This window comes from Hoeflea prorocentri (assembly GCF_027944115.1).
Lineage (GTDB): Bacteria > Pseudomonadota > Alphaproteobacteria > Rhizobiales > Rhizobiaceae > Hoeflea_A > Hoeflea_A prorocentri.
The window spans coordinates 90546-115623 of record NZ_JAPJZI010000002.1; the positions used below are offsets into that span (position 1 = coordinate 90546).

The window sequence follows — 25078 nt, forward strand, 5'->3', positions numbered from 1 at the left end:
TACTTGGAATTCTTTCCATTTTATCTGAATGTTTCGGTCTCGTCATGCGACTCAGAATGCGCAGTTCATACCTCATCCATCAACATGATCGACGATGAGCAGACAATGAAGCCTGGGTGCCTGTCTGTCTCATTCGCACCATCGATGCCGGTTCAGGACAGCGATCGAACCCCCCTGACTGTGCGGTTTTCGTCCGGTCATTATGAACGGCTGGTTCATTTCAAATCAGCGGGCGCTCCGCTCACTGCCTCAGGCGATGCGCTGTTGTGCCTCGGTTTGCTGCCTGCTCTGGAACTGGGTGTCGACTTGCGCATCGATTGCGAGGTCGACGAAGACCTGATGGAGCAATCGGGCGACATACAGGAGCTCTTGTGTGCCTGGTATCCGGGCTATCAGCCGGTTTCGATTCTGGCTAAGACGACGCGCCGGCAATATCCTGCCAACCGGAAGACCGGCCTCTTTTTCTCCGGCGGTGTCGATTCGTGCTTTTCCCTTGTGGAATCGGGTGAAAAGCTCGGGGGGCTGGTCACGGTCATAGGTGCGGATGTTAATCCGAACGACAAGGAAAATGCCGAACGGCTCGAAGCCATCACGCGGGATATAGCCGGTCACTATGAGTTAAATGCAATATTCGTATCCACGGACATCAGGCGAACGTCCGATGCGCTGATTGGTTGGGTCGAATATCACGGCGCGGTTCTCGCTGCGATCAGACATATGCTGGCCGACGAATTCGACAATCAGCTCATCGCCTCATCGGCGGACGAATCGTCCTGGAACCGCAGGTGGGGCTCCCATCCGGCGCTCGATGGCCTTTGGAGCACGCCCGGCGCCGGCATCGAGCATCATGGAATGGTTGATCGGCTTGCGAAAATTGACCGCCTTGGCCGTGAACCGGAATTGATGCGTCGGCTCAGGGTCTGCAATCTTCAGTTCGAGAATTGCGGGGCATGCGACAAGTGCTTGTTCATGCAGGCCTCATTTGATCTTCTGGATATTCGAAATTCGGCAACGACATTCGATGCCGCTGCGCCAGCGACACCGGATTTGCGTGTCACCGGGGAAGGTTCGCTGTCCGATCTGAAGCAAATGCGGAAATTCGCTTTGGCCAAGGGAGGGCACGGTGACATCGTCGCATCGATAGATAAGGGGCTGCGACGCTATGAGCGGACAAAGGGTTTGCAGCGACTGGTGCCGGTCTCGGAAATAAAGCGTCGGTTCAAGAGGCTGAAGCGCAAAATGCGGTTCCGGCGGGCAAGAACGGGGACGAGCGGATGACCCTTCCGGAGCTTACGGCGATCTATCCGCCCGGAACCTTTCTGGCGCCGCGTCTGGAAGATCCATCGGCAAAATGGGTGCCTTCAGATCTGCACGCGGTCGAGTTCATGACCGCGAATCTGATCGCATGTGCCGGCGGATTTCCCATGCTTGTGCATAAAGCCGCCATGTCTCCCGACGGCTTGGAATTGATGGAGCGTTGCGGTGTCAACATAGGCAGCGCCATTGAAACCTATGAAACACCCGACGATTACCACAATGCCCTCATGCGACGTATTGAAGATGGCCAGACCGCGGTTTTCGTCTACCCGTCCAGCGTACAATTGCCTGAAAAGAAAGCCGCTCTTGTCGCTTCCGATTGTCTCGCCCACCTGAACAACAAACAAAACATTGCCCAATTGTCAGGTCCGGAGAATATCCCGAGACGCCGCACAATCGACAATGGCAGCCGCGACCAGCGCGACACCTTGGTGGCGCCGATTGCCCTGAAGATAGCAACGAACGAACCCAATGCCGGTGGATTGGACGTTGCGATCTGTCGCCGGCGCAGGCACATCGACCGTGCTCTGTCACGCTTCGCGGATGCTGAGACTCTGATTGCCGAGGAACTGATTGAAGCGGTGCGGAACTGGTGCGTGCAATTTGCCGTCACGGCGGATGGGACCGTGTGTGAAATAGGGGCAACGGAACAGATTTGCATTCGCAGCGGAATTCATGCGGGAAATCTGTACGCCGTCGATGCAAGCCCGGAAGAAAATGTCCTCACGATCGGCCGTTCAATTGCCGAAGCCGGTAGCAAACTGGGTTTTCGAGGTCTGTGCGGGTTCGATATTCTGTTGGACAGGCATGGCAAGGCTTTTGTGATTGACCTTAATTTTCGGCCAGTTTCCAGCTCTGCTTTTCTGTATGAGGCGTTGCGGCGCAGTAATTTGGGCACAGGTGCCCGGTTTGCACGTCTGGCATTTTGCAGGTCGGAAGGCACTCTTGCGCAGATGATCCGGCGTTGCGATCAGGGCTTCCGTGACGGCTGGATTATCCCACTGGCCACGTTCGAACCGGAGTTTGGCGGCCTGAAAGGCGGCACCGCGCGGATGCGCCTGATGATCGTTGCAGATAGTCTTAAGGTATTACACAGGCGCGAGCAGAGCCTCGCCGGATGCGGGGTCGATTTTGTACATATGCCAAATCGTTTCGAGCAACTGAAACACTGGTTTCGGAACGTGATCTGAAATGGTTGTGCAATCGCCCGGAGATATGGATTACCAGTGGGAAATCGTCGACAGCGAAAATGGGCTCGGTCTGCTTGAGCGGGAATGGTCGGCCTTGAATGCGCGATGCGGACCACAGGGGTTTTTCACGCGGTACGAGGTGATAAGGGCAAACTGGGACCGGCACCGCGCTGATTCCGGGAGCAAGCTTCATATTGTTGTCTTCCGGGACCGGGGGGGCACTCTCGTGATGGGCGTGCCCATGGTGCGGGTCCGCGAGCCGCTTGGAACGCACAAGCTGGTTTGGCTGGATTCCAAAACGCCGCTTTATGACGATGTGCTTCTGGATCCGGATGTCGAAATCGAGGTTGCCGCCCGACATTTCAAGAGTGTTCTTTCAACGTCCTTGTTGAACCGGGTGTTGAAAATCGGCTTTGTACTTGAAGGCTCAAATCTTCACCGGTTGCTTAATGCCACTGGACTGCCGACAAAGTTGCTGACGACGGCGCCGTCTTTGAACATTTCTGAATTTGAGAGCTGGGAGCACTATCTTTCACGGATCTCAACGAATCGACGGCAGCGAATACGCAATTTCGTCCGGAGAATTGAGAAGGCCGGCGCCAAGGCTCCAAGGCTGATCACAAATGCAGCGGAACGCCGTGATGTGATGAATGAACTCTTCGACAGGAAAAGGCGCTGGGCGGGGATGCGTAGCGATCTTATGGATTGGGTCGCACCTGAGGAAACGGAAGCCTGGTTTCAATTGATCAGCAATATTCAGGACGAAAGGAACAGGAGCCACCTGTTCCTGTTGGAATCGGATACCGAACGCATTGCAAGTCTGTTGTTCTTTGAGCGCGATGGCACGCTTTTTCTATCTAAACTCGCACACAGCGAAGCCTGGGAACAGTTTTCTCCCGGTTGGCTGATTGTCCACGAAGCGATTAAATTCGGCATTGAACAACGCATGAAGACTGTGGACTTCATGATCGGCAATGGTGCCTGGAAGGAGCGAATCGCGGACCGTACCAACAAGATATTTGGCTGCCGCGCCGGGCCGGTGTCCTGGCGATTTGGTACTCTGAAATAATCTCCTGGCGGGATCGCTCACTCAAACCGACTTGCTGCAAGGTTTTCAGCCACCAGAAATTGATCCGGTGCCCGTTGGCATTGTCTGAACAGATGATCACGTGCGTCGAGTGCAAGCCGGGCCATTCTCGCATAGTCCCGTTTATCGGTGCCGTCTTCCGGAATTGCGTGGCGGTTGCCGTTTAAGGGCTCGACGGTGGCTTCCATGCGTCTTAAGGGCTCGGTTTCCAGTATGGACATTGAAAAGATGGGCGTGTTGCGGCGGGTGGCTATGGAGAGCGGAGAGGTCGGCATGCTGACATAACCCGCTTCGCCGAACGGCATCTCGACGAACATGTTTCCGGCATAGACATTGTTGGTCAATATTATGAGTTCGCCCTGTTCCAAAAGGCTGATGATCTTCCCCATCACGGAGGCGCCATGGCTGCGGTCGAACACGACCCGTTGCTTCAAATACTTGTTTTCCGCGCTGCGTAGAAGCCGGTTGATAGTCGCATTTCCAAATGCGGTATCAGAAAACCCGTGACTGTCGACACTGACCTGAAGCGGCTCAAAACCCTGTTCCCGCAACGCCCGTTTGCCAGCCAGAGCCTGATATTCGAACTGAAATGCCCAGACTATGGCACCTTTGCCGGCCTTCAGGGCGTCGCGAAGCAGGTCGGCGCCAGAAAAGTCGATTTTCGGATTTCTTCGTTGTGCAAGAATATCGACCATGAGCATATGTCTGCGTCTGTGTGTCATTCGCAGATGAGATCGAAATAACAACTCAACTTCTTCTTCGTCATTGATAGAAAAAACAGATCGCATTGACTTGGCAAATCTTGCGAAATTCTTTTTACGATGGTGACGATAACGAATTGATGAAGTAAACCGATTGAAAGATGTCCATGTGCTGACCGGGAAAAGGGTTGAAGCTGCAGATCCGCAAAGGAGCAATATCTCTCTGATGTCACTTTCCGAGAAACGCCGCCGGGCCGGCGGCTTCAAACGTGTCCGTTTGTAGAAGCGTGCCATATCGCCAGCGGAGAGGATCTCATTCGTAAGCTCGTAGGAAAAATAGCGTTCAGACATAAATTCTACTTTAAACAGCCCGTGCCCGCTTCCAACAGTACTTGAAATCCAGAGCGCTCTTTTCGCAAAATAACAGTTGCTGAAGTAGTCGGGAAGCAAATAGAGCAAAAAGGAAAATAAACCTTTGAAGGCGAAGAGCACCTCCCGGACCGCAGTTTTCACTCGATTGAGCGAGCTCAACAGCCGTGATGGCCGATTGCGCAGCTCAATCAGGGCCGTGCGCAAAGGCTGGAAGAAAATTTATGCTGAGTGGCGTCGCAAACGTATTCATCTGGATTCAATCATCGCGGTCACCGGCAGTTGCGGTAAGTCGACAACCACCAAACTTACTGCCGCTGCATTGGCTGAAAAACCCGGTGTTTATCTCGGATATGGAAAGAACACGCCCAAAGGCATTCGGGGGGCAATGTTCAGGATGCCGGCCAGTGCAAAAATCTGGGTTCAGGAAGTCAGCGGGCATAAACATGATGCCATGGAGACATCGGTCAGATTCATCAGGCCGACAATCGGTGTCGTGACCACAATCGGGATGGATCACATCTCGAACTTCGACTCGCCTGAAGATATCGCCGTCTCAAAGGGGCAACTGGTTGAGGCATTGCCGGAAAATGGACATGCGATTCTCAATGCCGACGACCCACTTGTGGCTGCGATGGCTGGGCGTACACACGCCAATGTCATCACTTTCGGCAAGGCGCCCGATGCTGATATTCGCCTTGTTTCAAGCAGTCACGGATATCCCGAGCGCCTCAATCTAAGAGTGTGTGCAGGTGAGGAGGTTGTGGACGTTCCGACACGATTTGTGGGCGAGCGCTGGACTACCAGCGTGCTGGCTGCGCTTGCTGCAGCGCATGCGGTGGGTGTGCCGCTCAAACAGGCCGCCGCCGGCATTGAAACGGTTGAACCGCTGCGTTTCAAAGACGATGTTTATACCCACAATGGCATGACATTTATTGTCGACTCATACAAGGCACCGCTTTGGACGGTCCAGTCAAGCGTGGACATTGTCGCCGCTGCAAAGGCACAACGTAAGGTCATGATCTTCGGAACGATTTCAGACTATCGGGGTTCTGCCAGGGGCAAGTATGTCCGAAGTGCGAAATCGGCACTTGAGGCAGCGCAGCTTGTTATCTTCTACGGTCGGCATTCGCAGCGGGTCAGGCGGCTGAAAGCCGATTACCCGGATCGGCTCTTCATGTTCGAGACCTACAAGGAGTTGACGGCTTTTCTGCGCGGGGCTTTGAAGGCGGGAGACCTTATCTACATTAAAGCCTCGGGCTCCGCCGATCACCTCGAGCGCATCGTGCTGGATCATAAAAAGCCGGTGATTTGCGAGTTAACGGATTGTAGCAGGCCGTATACCTGCAACCATTGCAGGCACCTTCACGGCAAGAAGCGTTGGTTCTCACGAACGCGTCAGACCTGATCTTTGGCCTGCCAGAATTTACTCAACCGATACCCGGCGATCGAAATTGCCGGGTTGGACAATATGGAAACCGCCTTTCTCTTGCGAAACATCCGTATGCGGCAGTCGCGGATATCCATTTCGACAAAGATCGGCGAGACACGCGCATCCGCTCCGGTGGGCTCGGAAACAACGGAAACTGAGCGGTGGACCGGAAATGTATCACGCCGACCTATAGGTGGTTGTATCGCCGCACGCACATTGACGCCGGCAGGCATGGCCAGAAGTCGCCGTACCTCGTCAAGTGTTTTCCCCGCTTCCACACAGAACTCATATCGGCCGGCCTTTCTGTAGTTTCCGGAGCCCTGGATTTGAGCAACAGCCTCAAGGTCGCCTCTGAGATAGGACTGCAGATCGGTGCGCGCGAGATCGGCGGCGGCCTGCGCCAAGCGAAAGGTCCAGACGTGGTAGTTCTGGCCAGGAGCGGCCGGAACGCTCCGTTGAGCGATAATTGGACCCGTGTCGATGCCAGCATCAAGCTGGTGTATCGTTACGCCGCCATACGTGTCCGCCTGGCCATCGGCCAACAGGCTGAGCGTTGGCTTGGGACCCTTGTAGTGGGGTAGCAAAGCCGGGTGCACGTTAACCGCCCGCCTGCCGAATTGATCTATTATCCAGCGCGGCACAATCTGATGTGTCATCAGGGTAATGAGAGTATCGGCTTTAACTTCCGACAATAAATCTCTTTTTTGTGGAATACTTGAAAGAATATCATTTCGAATTACATGAATATTATGACGTTTGACATGAGCTCTAAGCGTTGGTACTGAGCTTGAAAAAGAAACGATTTCTTGCGTTATGCTTGATTCTAGATGTTTTTTGTCTCTAGTCCAGATAGCAGAGATAGTATTACCGCAACCAAGCCAAGCATCGATGAAAGCTGAGCTTACGATGCTTTTTTCAACGATAAATAAAGCGCGAAACGAGTCAGGCATATCAACAAGAATTTCCCACAGTGCTATCGGAAAAACATAGAATAGAGCGAGTCGGGCGGCTTTGTCAGAATTTTCCTTTTCTGCGTATCTCATTAATTTGGATCGTCATCCCGAACGACTGAGGATTTCGGGCGCTGCGCTGGATTCTCTTGGCCTCAATTTCCAGCGCTTGGCGGGTGTCGACTACCGCGAACTGGATCCTCAGACGATTGGCGCGGCCGTCGATAAGACGCCCGCGGCGATGGTCAAGCGTCAGCTTAGCCCTGGCGAGATTGCCTGTTTTCTGTCTCACATCAAGGTGTGGCGGGCGATTGCGGAGAGCTCGGAGGATATGGCCTGGGTTTTTGAGGATGACGTTTCGTTTTGTGCGAATGCACGCACGGCAATGTTGGAAATCGAATCCGGTAAGCGCGACTGGGATCTTGTTCGGCTCTACAGCCATAAGGCCCTGTCGCTGGAGCGGATTGAACCAATGGAGTGCGGGTATTCGATCGGACTTTCGCGGAAAATCCCGATGTCCACAATCGGCTATGCAATCTCCCGTCCGGCAGCTGATTTCTTGTCCCGGGCGATGGTGCCGTTCAGTCTTCCTGTCGACTCTGCGCTCAAGCAGTGGTGGGATCACGGGCTTTGCACAAAAGTTGTCGCACCGTCTCTTTGTGAGCCGCGAAAAGATACCGCCACCGCCAGCACCTTGGATGCTAGCCGTGCAAACAACAAACCGAAAAGTCTCGTTGATCGCTTTGTGCTAAACCTGCGTTATCAGTTTGAGCAGAGGCGCATGCGACATGGCCACGCCGCACGCTTTCCGGACAGAAACCGTTTTGATTGGTAGGACGTTGCCTCAGTTCAACGTGACGTGAGGCAACAGGTGTGGCCAGGTGTTGACATAGGCGCCGACTTTCCCGGTCTTGTTGTCTGCTGCCGCAACCTCCCGTTTCATCAGAGAGGCGAGGATGACACCATGCAGGCGGTCAGTCAGGACGCGGTTGCCGCGTCCCAACAGTTTTGATGCGGCCTTGACCTTGGACTTTGCGACACTGTCAAATGCAGCAAGTCGCAGCCGCCGGGACGGGATCAGAGGCGAAATTTTGCCGAGTCGGTTCATCTGCATGATCGTCCGGTTATCCCGCCAGTCGAAAACATCACCGCTCGGCAGATGGTTGCCGGAGGCACCCGGTAAAGCTTCGCCGTCCTTCCTAAACAGGCCAACCGCCTCGGTTGTCGGCCTCGCGTCTGATATGTGGCACCAGTGGGCAGTATCGGGGCATAGTTGTCCTTCAATTCGGTAAGTCTCGCGAAGTTGCTTCATGCTGTTTCGCTCCCTGACAAGAACTTTCAAGTTGAGGCAGCGTTCCACCACCGAACGGGTCTCGGCGATCAGCGCTGGGTTGCCGGGATCGCGCTCGGCAACACTCAGCGGCAACAGGACAATTCGCAAATCCGCAATTTTGTCGAGTGCCCGAAGGCGCATTCGGTGGTGCTTCTCGTACAGTGATCCGAAATTTCCACCTCCGAGAAAGAATATCGTGCCCTCGGAAGTTTTCTCGCGGCACCGTCGAGCATCGAATTGCCGGACGGTCGATACGTAGGCGGGCGCATATCCGTAGATGCTCTCCAGAGCCCGACGCGCTCCCAACCATATCGCGCAGTCGCCAGGATTGGCATAGTTGGGATAATCAACGATTGCGTATGGTTTTCCCGGCGCCAGTCCGCTGAGCGCTTGCTCAATATATCCCTTGGCGGAACTGTTCATCTGTTGTGTGCGGATCCCCGTTGCAGACGCCATATCCTGGGTTCCAGATTTTATTGAATTGAACAGCAAGTGACTGTCGATAATTATCGCAAAAAGCAAACAATTGATAGATACATAATATGTATATCATATGCTGAGTGCGATTATTTATTCATACGTATTCGCCAATTCAGAATTATAGAACCGGTAAAAGCAATAGAGATTTTGTTTTTTGATTTGCTCGGTTCTGCTCTTTCATAGCGAAATGGTTTTGTTGCTCTTCCGTGGCGAACCCCATCAAGACCGACTCTGCACTAAGAATATACTGCGAGACTATTCTTAATGTGAGGTTGCTTTATTTCTTCTATTTTCCATTAGAAATTGTATTCTCCAATGTTTTAAGATTGAAAATACCGATTAACACTTGAGCGGGTTGATTCGATCCGTGCCTGAATTCAGACCAGAGGCGCTACGGGCGTCTATTTCGTGAAATCGAATCCGAGGATGCAACGATGGGTTACAGGATTTTTGCACTTTGCCTGAAACAGGTTTTCGGCCACCTTGGCGTGGCTTTGCGCTTAAGCTGGTTCTGGCTGCTGCTCGGCTTGCTGCTGTTTTTGGGGTTTTTTGGAATGTTCGGCGGTCTTGATCAGCAGGCCGGCAGCGAAGGTGTTCAACCACATGCCGGGCCGCCTGTTTTCCTGACCCTGCTGTTGTCCATTGCCACAATGGTAGTCTTTTTGCTCGGCGGGGCGGTTATCGCAATTGGCTGGCATCGATTTGTCTTACTGGATGAGGAGCCGCAAAACTTCTTTGTGCTACGGCGGCAGTGGTCAATCGGAACTTACGTCATACGCGGACTTCTGATTATGCTCATTCTGGCGGCGGTGTTCCTTCCCCTGTTACTCATCCTGGTTTTGGTGTTCGGTTCGGTCATCTTCGGATCTGTTACTAATGAAGGTGGATCCTCCAACAGTCTGTTTGTGATGGCAGCATTCCTGTTGCTGGTAAATGTCGCAGCAACGTGGGTTATTTTACGAATCGGCCTGGTCCTGCCGACTATTGCGGTCGACAAGAGGATATCATTCGGCGAATCCATCAGATTGACGCGGCACGTGGCCGGGCCGCTTCTTGTAACCGCGGTTTGCATCGTGGTGTTCAATTTCATCCCGACCTTCTTGTTTGAAATTGTCTCTACTCAGTCTACGGCGCTGGAGATTGTTCGAATGGCGTTCACGACCGCATTCAGTTGGATCAGCTTCCTTGTCAGCATTGGAATATTGACGGTTGTCTACGGACATTGTGCAGAAAACCGCCCTGTTTGAACGAGGCATGCTCTAGCTTGCGAGAACCGCAGCGCTTCTGAAATGCTCGGTGATACTCCCTAGGTCACAGGTTTCAACGAGGCGGATTTTCGGCGTTCCGAGGCGGCCGGACGGGTCGACGACGGTCATGCCCCTGGTCAGTCCCGGCTCCAGTGACACGGCGACGGAGGCCTTCAGGGTGCGGGTCGCAATGTCAGCGTTGATTGTCACGCTTGCTGCTAGCTGATCGACAAATCTGAGGCGGTCGGGATTGCCAAAGCCCTGGGTCACCCGGCGGGCATGCGCGGTGAGAGCGGTCATGAACGCGCAGATCGCCGTTTCCGGAACGGCCCCGTGAAGCCCGTCGCACTCAGCTCCGGTCAGATAATGGCGTGCACAGGTCTCCCAGGGCACCAACAGGATGTCCAGCGCTGAGCTGAACACAATCGAGGCAGCCTCCGGGTCGGCATAGATGTTGAACTCCGCCGCCGGTGTGATGTTGCCGCGCCCCTCAATCGTGCCGCCCATGATGATGACGCTGCCAATGCCTGCCGCCGCTTGCGGTTCGGCTTGCAGGACATGCGCCAGATTTGTCAACGGACCGATCATAAGAATGTCGACCGGGCCATTGCCGGCGGCCTGCATCAGCGTTTCCGTCAGATAGGACACCGCGTCCTGCGATTGCGCGCCGGCCCGAGCCGGCGGAAGCTCGATGCCGCCAAGGCCGTTGTCTCCATGAATGGCGGTCGCATTGATCGGCTCTTGCGCCATCGGCGAAACCGAACCTGGGTAGACGGGGATCTCCGCGCCCGCGAGGGCGAGCACGCGCAATATGTTGTCGGTGGCTTGCTCCACCGGGACGTTTCCATGGCATGTGGTGATCGCTGAAGGTGGGCGACCATTGGCCAGGAGCATGATCAGGGCCTGGGCATCATCGACGCCGCCATCGGTATCAAGGATGAGCGGGTTCAAAAGACCACCGGACGCGTTTCGCCCGTCGCCACGTTGATAAAGCCGTCAGGCGCATGTGCGCTCGGGGCAACAAGGTTCCATCGCCACGGGGCGCAGGTCAGCGTTGCTATGGCCAGGCGCTCCGGAAATCCGGGTTGCCAGCGGGGATGGAAACTCGGTTCATACATCCAGTCGACCTCTTCCGCGGCCCGGTAGAGAGCCGTCATTTCAGCATCATTGACCTTGGCAGGGCGCGCCGTCATCAGGCCTGCGATTTCATATTGTACGCGGGCGCTGATCTCACCGCGATGGACCAGCACCCAGCCGCCGCCCATGTCGGCCAGGGCGTTGACCGCCTTTGCCATGGCTGCATCGGAAGAGCCGACGCACCAGACATTGTGCTTGTCATGACCCATGGAACAACACAGCGCGGTGTCCGGGTCCCGCGGCCCGCAGCCGAGCCAGAACATCTTCGACACCGCCGCCGCGCCCGAGAACCTGTCTATGATGGAGAACTTGGTGATGTTCTGTTCCGGATCGCGCTGCACGAGCCCGTTTTCAACCGGCAGGGTGCGTGTGGGAACATCGTCACTCCAATGAAAGGGACGCAAGACCCAGGCCTGCATCGTCTCACGATCCGGTTCTGCAGGGATTGCAAAGTCATCCGCGACGAGCGGCCGGCCTATACGGATCGTGTTACGGGCCCAGTCCGGCCAGTCGAGGTTCGGGACTTTTTCGAGATATTCGGTACCTTCGGAAACCTGGCGTCCGTCGGCCCAGACCTGCGCTATCGAGAAGCTTTCAACATCGTCGAGCAGGACCAGATCGGCGAACCGCCCGGGCGATATGCTTCCGACCCATGGTGTCAGGCGCATGTGCCGCGCCGGATTGATGGTGGCGAGCTGAATGGCGGTTTCCGGTGCAAGGCCGGCCTTCATAGCAAGACGGACATTGTGGTCCGTGGCGCCGAGTTTCAGCGTATCGGATGCGCTGCGATCATCTGTCGCAACAGCTATTTGCGACCAGTCCTGCAAGCCACGCTCCAAAAGCCCTTCAATGATTTCGGCCATGGTGTGCACGCGCAGTTCGACAAACAGCCCGTGCCGCAGTTTTTCCCAGGCTTCCTCGGCTGTCCAGGCCTCGTGGTCGGAGGCCATGCCGGCGGCGGCAAAGGCATTGATGCCGGCAAGGTCGCGAATGCCGGCCGCGTGGCCTTCAACGACACCACGCGCTTCCATCGTTGCGCGGATCATCGACCACAGGCGTTCATGGCCGGGATTGTCCGCATCGGTGATCGCCGGCCAGTCCATGACCTCGTCAAGTCCGACTGTCATGGCAGAGGCCGCCAGGAAGCCGGACTGGTCCAATCCGTCAAGATAAGCGCCGTGCTCCCAGCCGGTTGGCGGCACGGCCGAACCCGGCAGGGGAAAGATTTTCAGCGGCGAACCCGCCTCGCGTGCCAACAGCCAGAAATCGAGGGTTTGTTTCGGCAGGACGTTGGACAGTTCGTGACTTGCTTCGCACGTCCATGTGTTGCCGCGCGGCAGAACGAGCGCGGCCTCATATTCGGGTGTCAGGTGGGAGCTTTCAATGTGTTTGTGAACTTCGCCGAGGCCCGGGACCGCGCACAGGTCGAGTCGTTCCACATGCTTGCGGGCTTCGCCCGGATAGCTTCCTCTCGGACCGACAAAGGCTATTCGGCCGCCCGAGATCGCAATATCGACATTTTCCATCCACGTCGCAGTCGGCGTATCAAGCAGGCGACCGACACTCAAAATCAGATCGGCAGGCGTGCGGCCAAGTGCGACCTGCACCAAAGAACGCCGCAGCGTTACTTCTTCATCGAAGTTGATGTTTCCCACGTTTGGCCTCTCAAATCCGGGAATTTGGTGTATCGCGCGTTTGACTGCAACCTGCCTTTGTAGTCGTGCGTCAGCGCTTGACTCATGCGGTGCGGACGCTTCTATTGTAAAGCAGGACTTCCCTAAAATGCACTCCCAAGACCTTTGACACCATTATCTTTTTGGGGATGGCCTGAATTTGTCGAAACAAATTTCCTTAGGGGGAAAACCGTGAAAAGAATTTTATCCGCAGGCGCTGTTGCGCTGATGCTCTCCGCAGGCGTGGCGAACGCGAAGGAGACGTTCACAATTTCCTGGTGGGGCTATAACGGCGAGAAGCTGGACGCCAATATCATCCAACCTTTCCTGAAAATGTGTGACTGCGAAGTCGTGTTTGAAACCGGTAACAATGCCGATCGCCTCAACAAACTGGCAGTGCGCCGGGGCGAAGGTGTCGATGTCATCTTCCTGACAGACAGCTTTTCCCAGATCGGGGTGGAGCAGGGACTGTTTCAGCCGGTCGATCGCGCGAAGATACCGAATGTCGAAAAGCTCTATGACCTGGCCAAAGCCCCGCAAGGCGAATATGGCCCGGCCTATTCCATCGGGCGCGTGTCGATCGTTTATGACAGCGAAAAGGTCGATCCGATCACGAGCTGGGACGATCTGTGGCGCGAAGATCTGGCCGGAACAGTCAGCCTGCCGGGCATCACCACGACAGCCGGCCCGATGATGGTGCTGCGCGCGGCCGCTCACGCGGGCGTGGATGCGTATACCGACCCGGACGGGGCCTTTGCAGCCATCGAGGAACTCAAGCCAAACATTGTCAAAAACTACAATACCGGCTCAGAGATGGTGAACCTGATCTCCACGGGCGAAGCGACTGTCGCGGTCGCGCAGGACTTTACCTTCGCATCGCTGATGGAAGCGGTTCCGAGCATGGTCGAGGCCGAGTTGAGCGACGGCGGCATTGCCACACTCAACACGATCAATATCCCGACCGGAGCGAAACAGGTCGATCTGGCGCACAAGTTCATCAACTTCGTGCTGTCCACCGAGGTTCAGACGATTGAGGCAAAACAGGGCGTTGACGCGCCCGTTAATACCGAAGTCGTGCTGACCGAAGAGGAAGCGGCGAACTGGACTTACGGCGAAGACGAGATTGCTGCGCTCAACCGCATCGACTACGGCAAACTCAATGCTGCGAAGACGGAGTGGATTGACCGCTGGAACGAAATTTTCGGTCTGTAATCCATGACGGCACGGCAACTGGGCTGGTATCTTGTGATGCCAGCCACGCTGGCCGTGGTCATCTTTCTGGGATGGCCGGTCGGCGGGACCTTTTCCACGACGTTTCTTGACGGATCGGGCTGGTTCTCGAATTATGTGAACTTCTTCTCAAGCCCGTTCCGCCGCGCCGTCCTGTGGCGCACAACCGAAATCGCTCTTGTGACTACCGTGATCTCGTTGCTGATCGGGTTCGTGACGGCCTATGTCGTCTCGCGCGCGCCGGGATCGTGGAAGGGTATCCTTATTGTTGCCGCTGTGTTCCCGCTTTTGACGGGGGTGGTCGTGCGCAGCTTTGCGTGGCTGATCATCCTCGGCAAAAACGGCATTGCCAACGAGATCATGCTGTCGCTCGGCATTATCTCCGAGCCGCTGTCCATGCTCTACACAAAGGGGTCCGTCATCATCGCGATGGTCTACCTCTTTGTGCCACTGATGATTTTGACGATTGTCGGTGTCCTTGAGAGCATTCCGGACGAATATGTCGATGCCGCCGCCTCGCTTGGCGCATCGCCTTTTGCCCGGTTCTGGCAAATCGTCTTTCCCCTCGCCGTGCCCGGATTGATCGTCGGGGCGGTACTGGTTTTCACCGGTTCGTTCACGTCTTACGCCACGCCGCAACTGCTTGGCGGGGAACAGCAGATGATGATGGGCACCTTCCTTCATCAAAGAGCAATGGTCACCTTTGACTGGATCGGCGCCTCGACCATCGCGGCGATCATGACCATTGTGACCATTACCATCGTTTACGTGATGAGCCGCCTGGCCAAGCGACTGAATCCGGCGGCCGTATGATGACCAGGCGTGTACATCCCCTCTTGATCGGTTTTACAGCGCTGGTCTTTGTGTTTCTTGTCGGGCCGCTGGTTATCATCATCGGCGCCTCGATCAGCGATACGAGCTTTCTGACCTTTCCCCCGAGGGGGATAACGCTTCGCTGGTATGAGAATATTTTCGAGGTGTCTGCCTTTACCCGCACCATGGGCACCAGCTTTACGCTGGCGCTTCTGGGCACCAGCCTTTCGCTGCTTGTGGGAATTCCGGCAGCCTACGCCTTGAGCCGCTACCGGATCGAACTGCCAAGCTTCCTCAGCACGGTTTTTGTGCTCCCCATTCTCGTGCCGGAAATCGTGCTCGGGTTTTCGATCATGAAGTCGATCACCGCCGGTATGGGCGTGGCGATTTATCCGTCGCTTGTCATTGGACACGCGCTTTTGGTGCTGCCTTACTGCGTTCGTGTCGTCTCGGCGTCGCTGGCCTCGTTCGACTTTTCCATCGAGGAGGCGGCGGTCTCTCTGGGCTGCCCGCGTTGGCGTGCCTTTTTGACCGTTGTGCTGCCGAATGTGCGCGCCGGCGTCATCGCCGCATTTATCCTGGCGTTCATCACCTCCATCAACGATGTGTCGATCTCTCTGTTTTTGACAGGGCCGGGCATATCGACGCTGCCTATCCAGTTGCTTGCGCATATGGAGCAGTTTTTCGACCCGACGATTGCATCCGTTTCGGTGCTGTTGATGCTGGTCACCGTGGCGGTCATGGCGACCGTCGAGTTTACCCTTGGCCTAACGTTCCTGACGAAATGATAAGATGACGGTTTCACTATCCATTGAAAGCATCGATGCGCATTACGGCCAGACACAGGTGCTGGAAGATCTGTCACTGCATGTCAGGGCGGGCGAGCTGGTCTCTCTTTTAGGTGCTTCGGGCTGCGGCAAGACGACGACCTTGCGGGCGGTCGCCGGGTTCCTGCAACCGACACGCGGGGTTATCCGGCTGGGTGATGTTGACCTGACGCGGCTGCCTGCGCATAAACGCAATATCGGGCTTGTGTTCCAGACCTATGCGCTGTTTCCGCATTTGAGCGTTCTCGACAATGTCGCCTTCGGGCTGAAACAGCGCGGGATCAATACGCGTGAACGGCGTCAGCGGGCCGGCGAAATGCTGGAACGGGTGGGCCTTGCCCATTTGACCGACAGGGTGCCGTCCGCTCTTTCCGGCGGTCAGCGCCAAAGGGTGGCGCTGGCGCGTGCGTTGGTGATCGACCCGCCTTTGATGATGTTTGACGAACCGCTTTCGAACCTTGATGCCAAGCTGAGGGTCGAGATGCGGGTCGAAATCCGTCGGATGCAGCAGGCCGGAGAACGGACCGCGCTCTACGTGACCCATGACCAGGAAGAGGCCTTTTCGATCTCGGACCGCGTGGCGATCATGAACGACGGCAAGGTCATGCAGCTCGATACGCCGGAGGTGCTGTATTCAAAGCCGGCCAATGCGTTCGTCGCCAACTTCGTGGGCTTTGAAAACATGATCAAGATGCGCGTCGTTGGCGAATCCGACGGCAAGGTCCGTGCCGAGATGGTCGGGGGCGGGCAAATCGAACTGAGTGCGGCCGATCACACCGTACCGGCGCGGGAGTTCCTGTTTGCGGCAAGAGCCGACGGGCTCGAGGTCCGTTCCGAGGGCGCCGGAATACCGGTCAGTCTGGGACTGCGAACCTATCTCGGGCGCGCCTACCAATATCGATGCGAGACGCCCGCCGGCGAGATCGTCGCCAACGGATCGATCGCCCAGCCGCTGGAACCGGGCACGGAGGCGGTGCTGGTGCCGAAACCGGATCAGTGCTGTCTGCTTCCGGTCTCTGACTGATGATCCTCGGCAATGCACGAATTCTTCCGATGGACCCTGCCCGGCGGGAGATCTTGTGTGGCTGGATTGAGATCGAAGACGGCAAGATAAAGGCCTTGGGCGAGGGCGATGCGCCGCGCGAGGCGCTGGATATGAGCGGCGACCTGATCATGCCGGGCATGGTCAATACCCATTGTCATATGGCCATGACGCTGTTTCGCGGTCTCGGCGAGGATGTCGATGACAGGCTCTATCGCTATATCCTGCCGCTGGAGCGCGATTGCGTGACCGCGGATGTGGTGCGCGCCGGCAGCGAACTGGCGGCGCTGGAGTTGATCCGTGGCGGTGTGACCTGTGTCGCGGATATGTATTATTTCGAGGATGTGGTTGGCGAGGTGATCGACCAAAGCGGATTGCGCGGCATTGTCGGGCAAACAATCGGCGACTTTTCACCCCCGGATCACCACAGTTTCGACGAGGGCTTTGCCCGCTGTGATGCCTTGGTGGACCGGTTTGGCGATCACCCACGCGTCATTCCCTCGATTGCTCCGCACGCGCCCTATTCGACCGGACCGGACGTGATGCAACGCGTGGCCGAATGGGCTGAGGATAATCCGGGCGCCCGGGTTCAGATGCATCTTGCCGAAAGCGAGCACGAGATGCGCTGGTGCGCTGACAACTATCGTGTGCGGCCGGTGGAGCTTGTTGCTCAATCGGGTCTTTTGCGCGACGGGCTGATCGCCGCGCATTGTCTGCATATCGATGAGGCCGAGGCCGTGCAGTTGGCCGAAGCCGGCGTCGGCGTAGCGCATAATGCACGCTCGAACGGCAAGGCGGGACGCGGGATCGCGCCTGTTGCGATGATGCGAGAGCGGGGCGTTCGCGTCGGTCTTGCCAGCGACGGCGCCATGAGCGGCAATACGCTCGATCTCTTTGCGCAGATGGCGCCCGCATCGATGTTTCAAAGCATTGCCAATGGCAGCCGCAGCGCTCTGCCAGCGCGCGATATCGTTGCCATGGCGACGATCGAAGGTGCGGACGTGCTGGGGCTGCAAGCCAGGATCGGCTCGCTGGAGCCCGGCAAATCGGCCGATCTGATCCGTGTCAGCCTGGATGAGCCGAGGGCGCAGCCGCTCTATGACATATACTCGGCCCTGGTGTTTGTGCTTTCGGCCGGTGACATCCGGGCAACGATGGTGGCCGGCGAGTGGCTGATGCGGGACGGCGCGGTCGCGACGCTTGAGCAGGAACGCATCGTTGCAAATGCGAACCGGATCGCAAAAGACTTTGAAACCCATATCGAACAGTTGGAGAAGGATTTATGAGCGCAGTCAAAGATGTGTTGGACCATGTGGATGCCGGCATCGACAAAGGACTGGAGCGGCTGTTCGAGCTGGTGCGTATTCCGTCGATTTCGACTGATCCGTCGCATGCATCCGACGTGCGCCGGGCAGCGGAATGGCTGGCTGCGGATCTGCGCTCCATGGGGTTCGATGCTAATCTTCGCGAGACCGAAGGGCATCCGATGGTGGTCGGTCATGGGCCAAAGACCGATGGGCCGCATGTTCTGTTTTACGGTCACTATGACGTGCAGCCCGCCGATCCGCTGGAGCTGTGGGACACTGACCCGTTTGAGCCGGTTCTGCGTCCGCAGCCCGATGGCGAGACCCATATTGTCGGGCGCGGGGCTTCCGACGACAAGGGCGCACTGATGACGTTTGTCGAGGCGTGCCGGGCATTTATCGATGTGCGTGGCTCCCTGCCGCTCAACGTGTCCTTTTTGTTCGAGGGGGAAGAGGAAAGCGGCAGCGGAAGCCTTGCCGGGTTCCTGGAAAAGACGGCGGAGGAGCTCAGATGCGATGCGGTTCTGGTTTGTGACACCGATATGTGGGACCGCGATACGCCGGCGGTGACCACCATGCTGCGCGGCCTGGTCGGGCAGGAACTGACGATTACCTGCGCCGATCGAGACCTGCATTCCGGTATGTTCGGAAATGCCGCACGTAATGCCGGGCAGGTATTGGGTGATGTGATAGCCAGCCTGCGCGGAGAAAATGGATCAGTCCTGATCGATGGCTTTTACGACGGCGTGGAGGATCTTGACCCCGCCATTGCCGAATTATGGGCGGAGCTTCCCTTCGACGAAGAAGCCTTTTTGACCGATATCGGCTTGCATATCCCGGCAGGCGAAACGGGCCGGACGATCCTTGAGCAGGTCTGGGCGCGGCCCACCTGCGAGATCAACGGGATCTGGTCAGGTTACACGGAGCCGGGATTCAAGACAGTTATTCCGGCAAAGGCGCATGCAAAAATCTCCTTCCGCCTGGTTGCCGGCCAGGACCCGGAAAAAATCCGTGCGGCCTTCCAGCGGCATGTCCGAGATCAACTGCCCGATGATTGTGATGTCACATTTGCCGATCATGGCCTGTCGCCGGCCACGTCTATGCCCACCGATGGCGCCTTCATGCAGGCCACGCTCAAGGCCTTGAGCGAAGAATGGGAAACCAAGGCCGCCATTGCCGGAACCGGCGGATCGATCCCGATCATCGGCGAATTTGAGCGCCGCCTGGGGACGAATGCGCTGCTCGTGGGGTTCGGCCGGTTCGACAACCGCATTCACAGCCCCAACGAGAAATACGATCTCTCAAGCTACCATAAGGGGACGCGGTCCTGGGTGCGCATCCTGCATGCGCTGGCGCATGCAAACTGAGCAGAAAATGCGAAGCCTATGGAGGTCGGCGGCTGAAAGCACAGCAAGGAAGGCGAATGACCGGTCTCAATCCTACGCAGTTTTTTCGGAGCGCGCCAAAAGGACAGCTACCGTGCCCATCAGCCCGGCCGAAGCGCGATTGATGATGCGTCGTCTCAACGGCGTAAGTGCATGTGCGCCAACCAGTGTACCGGCCGTCACCCAAAGCAATGCCGCTATAGCCTCGACTGTCACATAAGTGGCTCCAAGCATGAAGAGCTGCGGCATGAGCGGCGAAGACTCGTTCACAAATTGAGGCAGGAAGACAGTCAGCAAAAGATAGGCTTTGGGGTTGCCCATCAGCGTAAGGAACTCGCGTCGCATGAGCGTGGATACCTCGGGCGCCTTGATTTCGGTGTCGCTCTCCGCGTTCCACAACTGCCATGCAAGATAGGTCAGATATGCGACACCGGCCCATTTAAGCACCAGAAAGGCAAGTTCCGACGTCTGAAGCAAGACATCCAGTCCAAGCGAAATCAGCACAACGAGAACCGCCCAGGCGGCCATGCGCCCGATGATGCTCTTCGCGGTCCGGAACCAGCCCGCTTTCGTGGCTGAAACAAATGCCAGGAGGTTATTTGCACCGGGAGACGCACCCAGGAGGAAGGCCGCCGGAAGAAAAATCAGCAATTGCTGCCACGTCATGTCGTTGTCCCTTTTGGCAAAACCGTATCCGGAGATCGCATTCGATCAATGTTCTAAATGCTGCCTAACGGTCTTTTGGGTCTTCACAGGCCCGGGCGACCAGTTGCGGTATGCCGGGCTTGCGGGCGCTGGAAACATTTATGCGATCGCTGACATCTCCCAATGTGCCGTTCAGGTCGACCGCAGCGCTCGTTACACCGTGCCGGACACCAGTGCATCGAGGCTGCGATAGCTCGCCTCCAGACCTTCATCCATGGGGCTTTTCAATACACCATCTCTTGTGGCTTTGCTGTCATAGTGCAGGTTCATCGTGACGAATGTTTGGCCATCCCTCTCGGTAAAGAGCTGTTCAACGAGCGTTTCGTTGTCCGGGAAGACATCGAAAATTTCGGTCAGCAGAAGGCGGTTTTCCGTTTCGATCTCGCGAAATCTTCCGGTTGCCGACATGCGGCCATCGGGCCATTCCCAGACATAGCGATAGGTGCCCCCGATGCGCAGGTCGATCTCGCACTCCGGCATGGTATGTCCGGACGGGCCGGTCAGCCAGCGCTTTACCAAAGCCGGTTCTGTATGAGCCCGCCAGACAAGAGGCCTGGGGGCATCGAAGCTGCGCACGATTTCGATCGTCGTATCGGTCGGCGTTGTCATCCGAAGGGGCCTCATGGCGTATCATCCTCCTGCTTCAGGTCGTTCAGGACATCGTCGAGCCGGGTGTAATTCTCCTGCCAAATCATGCGGTATCGATCCAGCCAGTCCTCAATGGGCGTAAGGGCTGCCGGTTCAATTCGGCGTGGCCGTGACGTGCCGTCAACGCGTGTCGAAATCAGCCCCGCCCTTTCCAGCACCTTGAGATGGCGTGAGATTGAGGGTTGCGACATCGAGAAGGGCTCGCGGATTTGATCGACTGTGGCCTCTCCTTCGGCAAGCCGGGCAAGAATGGCTCGGCGGGTCGGATCGGAGAGAGCGTGGAAAATTGTATCGAGTGAATGCATGAGCACATAGTATAGCATTTTCGCTATATAGCAACATACGAATATAAGGCCCTCTCTCCACCTTCCCCAGAGCCGTCATTTGCAATCGGGACAAATGCGGCCGGTTTGCCGTATCGGACTTGATTCAGCGCAATGCCGTTTGTGCCGGGTGTCCTAAAGTCGGCACGGTGCTCCCGCTGCAAGGAACTGAGTGGTGTTATGGCTGAAGATCATCCCAATGTCGCGGCGTTGAAACGACTGGACCTGAGCAATCTGGCAGGGTCGGCCGATCTGATATCGCCGGATTTCGTATGGCATTTCTTCAATCCGAAACTGCCGGACGTTGAGGGCGATTATGCCGGTCTGCAAGGGCTGCAGACCTTCTTTCAAAAGATGGGTGGGACGACGGGCGGAACCTTCAGGGTGGAACCCGTTTCCATAACGGCCATGGGAGACGAGCTGGTGGTTGTCCATGTCAGGGACAGGATGACCATTGAGGGTGAGTCGATTGTCATCGATGCTGTTGTCGTATGGCGGTTTGTCGACGGCCGGATAGCCGAGGCCTGGGACATCCCGTCCCTGCATGTGCCGGCGGCAATCGAATAACAACGCAGTTCTTCGTAATTGTCAGGATGCCCAGCATCCCTGATGTCGGAACCGGAGCCTGGGACGATGCCGAAACACAAGACCATTGATGAGTATATCCGCGACTGCCCCGATGCTGTTCAGCCGCTATTGGAGACATTGCGGGCATTTATCCATGAAACGCTGCCCGGGGCCGGTGAGGGCATGAAATATGGTGCCCCGATTTTCTACAATGCAAACAAGGTGCCGGTCATTTATCTTTTCGGCGGGCGCGATCACGTCAATTTCGGCTTCTTGAAAAGCGCTGAGCTTTGCGACCCGGATGGCGTGTTGAAAGGGTCCGGCAAACCGAGCAAGCATTTGCAGGTTTTTCCGGACCGGCCCATCGATCAGTCCGTGCTTATTAACTTTGTCAGGCAGTGCGACGACATGAAGCCCTAATTGCTGATCATAAACGTAAACAAACCCGCCACTGAGATCGTTCCAGCGTGATTGCGTGCATGTGCTGAATTGTTGACCAGACGTTTGACGAGAATGGCATTCAAAAAATGGAATCCGTGACCGTTTCGCCAGCAGACCTGTTGGCTATTGCCGGGATGTTTGGGGGCTTTCTGATCCAGAATTATGCCGAGTGGCGGGGCGGCGGTCCGAAACTGCCGGACACAGCAGCGGTTCGACACATGTTTCCGGTTCAGAACGACAGGGTGCGATGGCTGGCCCTCGTCTTCGTTTCAATTCTGGTGATCGTTGTTTGTACCGTCTCTTTGACACTCAACATGGTGTGGATTGTTGTCGCGATCGCATCGGCCCTGGCTTTGAACGCCGTTGTCCAGATGATCATCTCGCTACACCTTAAGGCAATACAACCCGGCACATTGAGCGGGCTGGCATTCATGCTGCCGCCCTCGCTGTGGGTTGCGATATCACTCGGTCAGCAGGCCGGTTGGACCGCCATTCTGGCCGGGCCTCTCCTGTCTTTCCCTATTTTATTCGGTGTCTGGTGGCTCGCCGCCTTCCTTGACAGACCGGGTCCAGACTAGCTCGTCTTCTCAATCGCTCTGCTCGATATTCAGGCATGTCCGAACGGGACATGACGCCTCCGCCTTTCCACGAGAGGCTTCAAGGACGATCGCTGTGCGGTTACCTAAGGTGACCATCTTCTCGGCCGGACCTGTCGGATCAGGCGCAGCTTTTGGATGCAGCCGCTCTCGGTTTCTGTTCGGCGAAACGCTGCTCAAAATCTTCCGCCAGATCTGCCACCGTAATCGCCGCAAACCGTTCCCGCAGAAGGACTTCCGCCTCGCTCAGGGCCTTGGTCATGCGCGCGTCGACCGCCTGTTCGACAAGGCACTCGGGTTGCTCGCTATCAGGCCCGATATTGAAAAGGGGCGGCTCACCGATCGCCAGATAGACATCGAGAAGCGTGGTTTCGGCAAGGCTTTTGGTCAGGTGCCAGCCGCCACCATGGCCCTTTTCCGACTTGACGAGGCCTCTTTCACGCAGGCCCGACATCATGCGGCGCACAACGACCGGATTGGTTCCGAGCATCTTGGAAATCTGCGCTGATGTCGGTTGCTGTACGTGTCTGTCCATGTGGATCAGAACGTGAAGGATGCGGGACATCCGGCTGTCACGGGGCATGATGGGTCCTTTGACTATATCCCCCGCAACTTAACGCCGAATGCCTCATGTAACAATCAGTGTTTTGTGAGTTGACTCTGTGCCGAGCTATCATGTAACACAGAATGATGCATGAAAAGGAGGCACCTATGCGGTTTGATGTCATCATTGTCGGAGGCAGTTTTGCCGGTCAGGCAGCGGCGCTGCAGCTTGGACGCGCCAGGCGCCGCGTTTTGGTGCTGGATGCGGGCCGGCCGCGCAATCGTTTTGCTCGATCTTCGCACGGGTTTCTGGGCCAGGATGGCGTCCCGCCGGCAGACATGATCTTTACCTTCTCGGACCAGTTGGATCGCTACGGAACAGTTGAGCGCAGCCATGGCGAGGCCATCGGTGTTTCGACAACCGACGGATGGTTCCAGGTAGCGCAGGACGATGGCACTTCGGTCTCCGGGCGCCGGCTGATTCTTGCCAGCGGTATTCGCGACAGGTTGCCACCCATCCCCGGAGTTGAGGAACGCTGGGGCGTTGGAGTTCTCCATTGTCCCTACTGCCACGGATATGAGTTGGGCCAGAAGCCCATCGGTGTTCTGGGCGACAGCGAACTGGCCTTTCACCAGGCGATGCTGGTTGCGGACTGGGGACCAACGACCTTGTTCCTCCAGAACACGCTGAAACTTGACGAAGATCAGGAAGGCATACTCGCGGAGCGGGATGTGACCGTTGAATGCGCGCCGGTCATGGAGCTCCTTGGGCATGGGCAAACCCTCGAGGCGGTTCGACTGGCCGACGACAGAACCGTTCAACTGGCCGGGCTTTTCGTGGCGCCCAAAACCGAAATCACCGGAAACCTTGCAGTCAGCCTTGGTTGCGTCCTGGACGATGGTCCGACCGGTCATCTCATCGCGGTTGACGGACATCAGCAAACGTCAGTGCCGGGTGTCTTTGCGGCAGGCGATGTGGCGTCGGCTATGTCAAATGCAACCCTGTCGGCGGCCAGCGGCGTAAGAGCGGCTGCCGCCGCCCATCGCTCCTTGATCTTTACCGCAGCGGAGGCCGTTTAAGTCATGCCACAAGAGATCAGCGACTCCGGCAAAACGGCCGAAGATTTCTGGGAAGATGTCTACGGTGAGGCCTCGCCAATTTCCCGCGGTCGACCGGGACTTGTTGTCGAGCGCTTCACAAAGGCGCTCGCGCCCGGACACGCGCTCGATATGGGCTGTGCCAAGGGGGACGACGCGGTCTGGCTGGCGAAGCGCAAGTGGACGGTGGTTGCGGTCGATATCTCTTCGACCGCGCTGGCATATGCTGCCGAAAATGCCCGAAGGGAGGACGTGTCGGATCGCATTTCATTTGAGCAGTATGATCTTGCCAACAGCTTTCCGGCCGGCAGTTTCAATCTTGTACTGGCGAGTTTTTTCCACTCACCGGTGGGGCTTCCGCGTGCAAAGGTTTTCAGACGCGCCGCTGCATCTATCGTCTCCGGCGGTCATCTTCTGATCATCGAACACGGGTCCCGCGCGCCTTGGTCCTGGGCGCCGTCCGATACGCAGTATCCAACAGCGGAAGAAGCATTTCAGGAACTTGATCTTGATGCAGGCGTTTGGGAGCCTGTTTACATCGATGCGGTTGAACGTGTCGCGAAGGGTCCCGATAACCAGGAAGCGACCGTGCGTGACAACGTTGTCTTCCTTCGTCGCCTCTAGTGCCGTCGAGCAGGTC

The 25078-nt window shown here is 56.7% G+C and carries 26 protein-coding genes; 17 read left to right on the forward strand and 9 right to left on the reverse strand.

Features of this window, described 5'->3' with window-relative positions:
• Nucleotides 1–105 precede the first annotated feature (105 nt).
• The 3 genes from OQ273_RS22025 to OQ273_RS22035 are packed head-to-tail and all read left to right on the forward strand — an operon-like array spanning nucleotide 106 to nucleotide 3576.
• Complete coding sequence (locus tag OQ273_RS22025) at nucleotides 106–1278, forward strand: hypothetical protein (protein ID WP_267993261.1); 1173 nt, start codon at nucleotides 106–108, stop codon at nucleotides 1276–1278.
• Nucleotides 1275–2507: a hypothetical protein gene (locus OQ273_RS22030; RefSeq protein WP_267993262.1), complete on the forward strand. Its 1233-nt coding sequence runs from the start codon at nucleotides 1275–1277 to the stop codon at nucleotides 2505–2507. Before OQ273_RS22025 ends, OQ273_RS22030 begins: the two co-directional genes overlap by 4 nt.
• Nucleotide 2508: 1 nt before the next feature.
• Nucleotides 2509–3576 carry a GNAT family N-acetyltransferase gene (locus OQ273_RS22035; protein WP_267993263.1) on the forward strand — a complete coding sequence of 356 codons (1068 nt, stop codon included), beginning with the start codon at nucleotides 2509–2511 and terminating at the stop codon, nucleotides 3574–3576.
• Between the two features lie 17 nt (nucleotides 3577–3593).
• Here the strand turns inward: OQ273_RS22035 and OQ273_RS22040 are convergent, their stop codons facing one another.
• On the reverse strand, nucleotides 3594–4826 hold the full coding sequence (locus tag OQ273_RS22040; RefSeq protein WP_271292127.1) for a hypothetical protein: 1233 nt from the start codon (nucleotides 4824–4826) through the stop codon (nucleotides 3594–3596).
• Between the two features lie 16 nt (nucleotides 4827–4842).
• On the opposite strand from OQ273_RS22040, the gene OQ273_RS22045 reads away from it, so the two are divergent.
• Complete coding sequence (locus tag OQ273_RS22045) at nucleotides 4843–6072, forward strand: Mur ligase family protein (RefSeq protein ID WP_271292128.1); 1230 nt, start codon at nucleotides 4843–4845, stop codon at nucleotides 6070–6072.
• On the opposite strand, the gene OQ273_RS22050 is transcribed toward OQ273_RS22045, so the two are convergent.
• A complete protein-coding gene (locus OQ273_RS22050) occupies nucleotides 6063–7139 on the reverse strand; it encodes a formyltransferase family protein (protein ID WP_267993266.1) in 1077 nt (358 codons plus the stop codon). The genes OQ273_RS22045 and OQ273_RS22050 overlap by 10 nt on opposite strands.
• A gap of 4 nt (nucleotides 7140–7143) precedes the next feature.
• Between OQ273_RS22050 and OQ273_RS22055 the strand changes: the two genes are divergently transcribed.
• On the forward strand, nucleotides 7144–7881 hold the full coding sequence (locus OQ273_RS22055) for a glycosyltransferase family 25 protein (RefSeq protein WP_267993267.1): 738 nt from the start codon (nucleotides 7144–7146) through the stop codon (nucleotides 7879–7881).
• A gap of 9 nt (nucleotides 7882–7890) precedes the next feature.
• Here the strand turns inward: OQ273_RS22055 and OQ273_RS22060 are convergent, their stop codons facing one another.
• Entirely contained in the window at nucleotides 7891–8835 is a 945-nt protein-coding gene (locus OQ273_RS22060) for a polysaccharide pyruvyl transferase family protein (RefSeq protein WP_267993268.1), read from the reverse strand.
• Nucleotides 8836–9293: 458 nt separating this feature from the next.
• Between OQ273_RS22060 and OQ273_RS22065 the strand changes: the two genes are divergently transcribed.
• The gene (locus tag OQ273_RS22065) at nucleotides 9294–10106 is read left to right on the forward strand and encodes a hypothetical protein (protein WP_267993269.1); all 813 of its coding nucleotides are present in this window, start codon (nucleotides 9294–9296) and stop codon (nucleotides 10104–10106) included.
• Nucleotides 10107–10118: 12 nt separating this feature from the next.
• Here OQ273_RS22065 and OQ273_RS22070 read toward each other — a convergent pair whose 3' ends face one another.
• Entirely contained in the window at nucleotides 10119–11057 is a 939-nt protein-coding gene (locus OQ273_RS22070) for a nucleoside hydrolase (protein WP_267993270.1), read from the reverse strand.
• Complete coding sequence (locus OQ273_RS22075) at nucleotides 11054–12898, reverse strand: adenine deaminase (protein ID WP_267993271.1); 1845 nt, start codon at nucleotides 12896–12898, stop codon at nucleotides 11054–11056. The genes OQ273_RS22070 and OQ273_RS22075 overlap by 4 nt, the downstream gene beginning before the upstream one ends.
• 246 nt (nucleotides 12899–13144) lie before the next feature.
• Between OQ273_RS22075 and OQ273_RS22080 the strand changes: the two genes are divergently transcribed.
• The 6 genes from OQ273_RS22080 to OQ273_RS22105 are packed head-to-tail and all read left to right on the forward strand — an operon-like array spanning nucleotide 13145 to nucleotide 19499.
• Nucleotides 13145–14128 carry an ABC transporter substrate-binding protein gene (locus OQ273_RS22080; protein ID WP_267993574.1) on the forward strand — a complete coding sequence of 328 codons (984 nt, stop codon included), beginning with the start codon at nucleotides 13145–13147 and terminating at the stop codon, nucleotides 14126–14128.
• Nucleotides 14129–14131: 3 nt separating this feature from the next.
• Nucleotides 14132–14959 carry an ABC transporter permease gene (locus tag OQ273_RS22085; protein ID WP_267993272.1) on the forward strand — a complete coding sequence of 276 codons (828 nt, stop codon included), beginning with the start codon at nucleotides 14132–14134 and terminating at the stop codon, nucleotides 14957–14959.
• A complete protein-coding gene (locus OQ273_RS22090) occupies nucleotides 14956–15747 on the forward strand; it encodes an ABC transporter permease (RefSeq protein ID WP_267993273.1) in 792 nt (263 codons plus the stop codon). The genes OQ273_RS22085 and OQ273_RS22090 overlap by 4 nt, the downstream gene beginning before the upstream one ends.
• Nucleotides 15748–15751: 4 nt before the next feature.
• Nucleotides 15752–16810 (forward strand): ABC transporter ATP-binding protein, encoded by a 1059-nt coding sequence (locus OQ273_RS22095; RefSeq protein WP_267993274.1) that lies wholly within the window; start codon nucleotides 15752–15754, stop codon nucleotides 16808–16810.
• Nucleotides 16811–16839: 29 nt separating this feature from the next.
• On the forward strand, nucleotides 16840–18114 hold the full coding sequence (locus tag OQ273_RS22100; protein ID WP_267993275.1) for an amidohydrolase family protein: 1275 nt from the start codon (nucleotides 16840–16842) through the stop codon (nucleotides 18112–18114).
• The gene (locus tag OQ273_RS22105) at nucleotides 18111–19499 is read left to right on the forward strand and encodes a dipeptidase (RefSeq protein WP_267993276.1); all 1389 of its coding nucleotides are present in this window, start codon (nucleotides 18111–18113) and stop codon (nucleotides 19497–19499) included. Before OQ273_RS22100 ends, OQ273_RS22105 begins: the two co-directional genes overlap by 4 nt.
• A gap of 72 nt (nucleotides 19500–19571) precedes the next feature.
• On the opposite strand, the gene OQ273_RS22110 is transcribed toward OQ273_RS22105, so the two are convergent.
• The 3 genes from OQ273_RS22110 to OQ273_RS22120 form a co-directional block, all read right to left on the reverse strand.
• Entirely contained in the window at nucleotides 19572–20183 is a 612-nt protein-coding gene (locus OQ273_RS22110) for a LysE family translocator (protein WP_267993277.1), read from the reverse strand.
• Nucleotides 20184–20375: 192 nt separating this feature from the next.
• The gene (locus OQ273_RS22115) at nucleotides 20376–20846 is read right to left on the reverse strand and encodes an SRPBCC family protein (RefSeq protein WP_267993278.1); all 471 of its coding nucleotides are present in this window, start codon (nucleotides 20844–20846) and stop codon (nucleotides 20376–20378) included.
• The gene (locus OQ273_RS22120) at nucleotides 20843–21175 is read right to left on the reverse strand and encodes an ArsR/SmtB family transcription factor (protein ID WP_267993279.1); all 333 of its coding nucleotides are present in this window, start codon (nucleotides 21173–21175) and stop codon (nucleotides 20843–20845) included. The genes OQ273_RS22115 and OQ273_RS22120 overlap by 4 nt, the downstream gene beginning before the upstream one ends.
• Nucleotides 21176–21373: 198 nt before the next feature.
• Here OQ273_RS22120 and OQ273_RS22125 point away from each other — a divergent pair, with 198 nt between their 5' ends.
• The 3 genes from OQ273_RS22125 to OQ273_RS22135 all read left to right on the forward strand — a co-directional run bounded on the left by OQ273_RS22125 (nucleotide 21374) and on the right by OQ273_RS22135 (nucleotide 22779).
• Entirely contained in the window at nucleotides 21374–21760 is a 387-nt protein-coding gene (locus OQ273_RS22125; protein WP_267993280.1) for a nuclear transport factor 2 family protein, read from the forward strand.
• 66 nt (nucleotides 21761–21826) lie between these two features.
• A complete protein-coding gene (locus OQ273_RS22130; RefSeq protein ID WP_267993281.1) occupies nucleotides 21827–22180 on the forward strand; it encodes a DUF1801 domain-containing protein in 354 nt (117 codons plus the stop codon).
• 107 nt (nucleotides 22181–22287) lie between these two features.
• Nucleotides 22288–22779 carry a hypothetical protein gene (locus OQ273_RS22135; protein ID WP_267993282.1) on the forward strand — a complete coding sequence of 164 codons (492 nt, stop codon included), beginning with the start codon at nucleotides 22288–22290 and terminating at the stop codon, nucleotides 22777–22779.
• A gap of 139 nt (nucleotides 22780–22918) precedes the next feature.
• On the opposite strand, the gene OQ273_RS22140 is transcribed toward OQ273_RS22135, so the two are convergent.
• The gene (locus OQ273_RS22140) at nucleotides 22919–23380 is read right to left on the reverse strand and encodes an Rrf2 family transcriptional regulator (protein ID WP_267993283.1); all 462 of its coding nucleotides are present in this window, start codon (nucleotides 23378–23380) and stop codon (nucleotides 22919–22921) included.
• Between the two features lie 128 nt (nucleotides 23381–23508).
• On the opposite strand from OQ273_RS22140, the gene OQ273_RS22145 reads away from it, so the two are divergent.
• Both OQ273_RS22145 and OQ273_RS22150 read left to right on the forward strand, forming a co-directional pair.
• Nucleotides 23509–24420, forward strand: a complete 912-nt coding sequence (locus OQ273_RS22145; protein WP_267993284.1) for an NAD(P)/FAD-dependent oxidoreductase — start codon at nucleotides 23509–23511, stop codon at nucleotides 24418–24420.
• A 3-nt stretch (nucleotides 24421–24423) separates the two neighbouring features.
• Complete coding sequence (locus OQ273_RS22150; RefSeq protein ID WP_267993285.1) at nucleotides 24424–25062, forward strand: SAM-dependent methyltransferase; 639 nt, start codon at nucleotides 24424–24426, stop codon at nucleotides 25060–25062.
• Nucleotides 25063–25078: the final 16 nt, after the last annotated feature.

Excerpts from the sequence above, each read along its gene's own strand:
- OQ273_RS22085 (WP_267993272.1), top strand. The coding sequence starts at position 14,132 with ATGACGGCACGGCAACTGGGCTGGTATCTTGTGATGCCAGCCACGCTG.
- OQ273_RS22030 (WP_267993262.1), top strand. The coding sequence starts at position 1,275 with ATGACCCTTCCGGAGCTTACGGCGATCTATCCGCCCGGAACCTTTCTG.
- OQ273_RS22145 (WP_267993284.1), top strand. The coding sequence starts at position 23,509 with ATGCGGTTTGATGTCATCATTGTCGGAGGCAGTTTTGCCGGTCAGGCA.
- OQ273_RS22105 (WP_267993276.1), top strand. The coding sequence starts at position 18,111 with ATGAGCGCAGTCAAAGATGTGTTGGACCATGTGGATGCCGGCATCGAC.
- OQ273_RS22080 (WP_267993574.1), top strand. The coding sequence starts at position 13,145 with ATGCTCTCCGCAGGCGTGGCGAACGCGAAGGAGACGTTCACAATTTCC.
- OQ273_RS22035 (WP_267993263.1), top strand. The coding sequence starts at position 2,509 with ATGGTTGTGCAATCGCCCGGAGATATGGATTACCAGTGGGAAATCGTC.
- OQ273_RS22100 (WP_267993275.1), top strand. The coding sequence starts at position 16,840 with ATGGACCCTGCCCGGCGGGAGATCTTGTGTGGCTGGATTGAGATCGAA.
- OQ273_RS22090 (WP_267993273.1), top strand. The coding sequence starts at position 14,956 with ATGATGACCAGGCGTGTACATCCCCTCTTGATCGGTTTTACAGCGCTG.
- OQ273_RS22120 (WP_267993279.1), bottom strand. The coding sequence starts at position 21,175 with ATGCATTCACTCGATACAATTTTCCACGCTCTCTCCGATCCGACCCGC.
- OQ273_RS22110 (WP_267993277.1), bottom strand. The coding sequence starts at position 20,183 with ATGACGTGGCAGCAATTGCTGATTTTTCTTCCGGCGGCCTTCCTCCTG.
- OQ273_RS22050 (WP_267993266.1), bottom strand. The coding sequence starts at position 7,139 with ATGAGATACGCAGAAAAGGAAAATTCTGACAAAGCCGCCCGACTCGCT.
- OQ273_RS22130 (WP_267993281.1), top strand. The coding sequence starts at position 21,827 with ATGCCGAAACACAAGACCATTGATGAGTATATCCGCGACTGCCCCGAT.
- OQ273_RS22025 (WP_267993261.1), top strand. The coding sequence starts at position 106 with ATGAAGCCTGGGTGCCTGTCTGTCTCATTCGCACCATCGATGCCGGTT.
- OQ273_RS22140 (WP_267993283.1), bottom strand. The coding sequence starts at position 23,380 with ATGCCCCGTGACAGCCGGATGTCCCGCATCCTTCACGTTCTGATCCAC.
- OQ273_RS22115 (WP_267993278.1), bottom strand. The coding sequence starts at position 20,846 with ATGAGGCCCCTTCGGATGACAACGCCGACCGATACGACGATCGAAATC.
- OQ273_RS22060 (WP_267993268.1), bottom strand. The coding sequence starts at position 8,835 with ATGGCGTCTGCAACGGGGATCCGCACACAACAGATGAACAGTTCCGCC.
- OQ273_RS22065 (WP_267993269.1), top strand. The coding sequence starts at position 9,294 with ATGGGTTACAGGATTTTTGCACTTTGCCTGAAACAGGTTTTCGGCCAC.
- OQ273_RS22095 (WP_267993274.1), top strand. The coding sequence starts at position 15,752 with ATGACGGTTTCACTATCCATTGAAAGCATCGATGCGCATTACGGCCAG.
- OQ273_RS22135 (WP_267993282.1), top strand. The coding sequence starts at position 22,288 with ATGGAATCCGTGACCGTTTCGCCAGCAGACCTGTTGGCTATTGCCGGG.
- OQ273_RS22125 (WP_267993280.1), top strand. The coding sequence starts at position 21,374 with ATGGCTGAAGATCATCCCAATGTCGCGGCGTTGAAACGACTGGACCTG.
- OQ273_RS22150 (WP_267993285.1), top strand. The coding sequence starts at position 24,424 with ATGCCACAAGAGATCAGCGACTCCGGCAAAACGGCCGAAGATTTCTGG.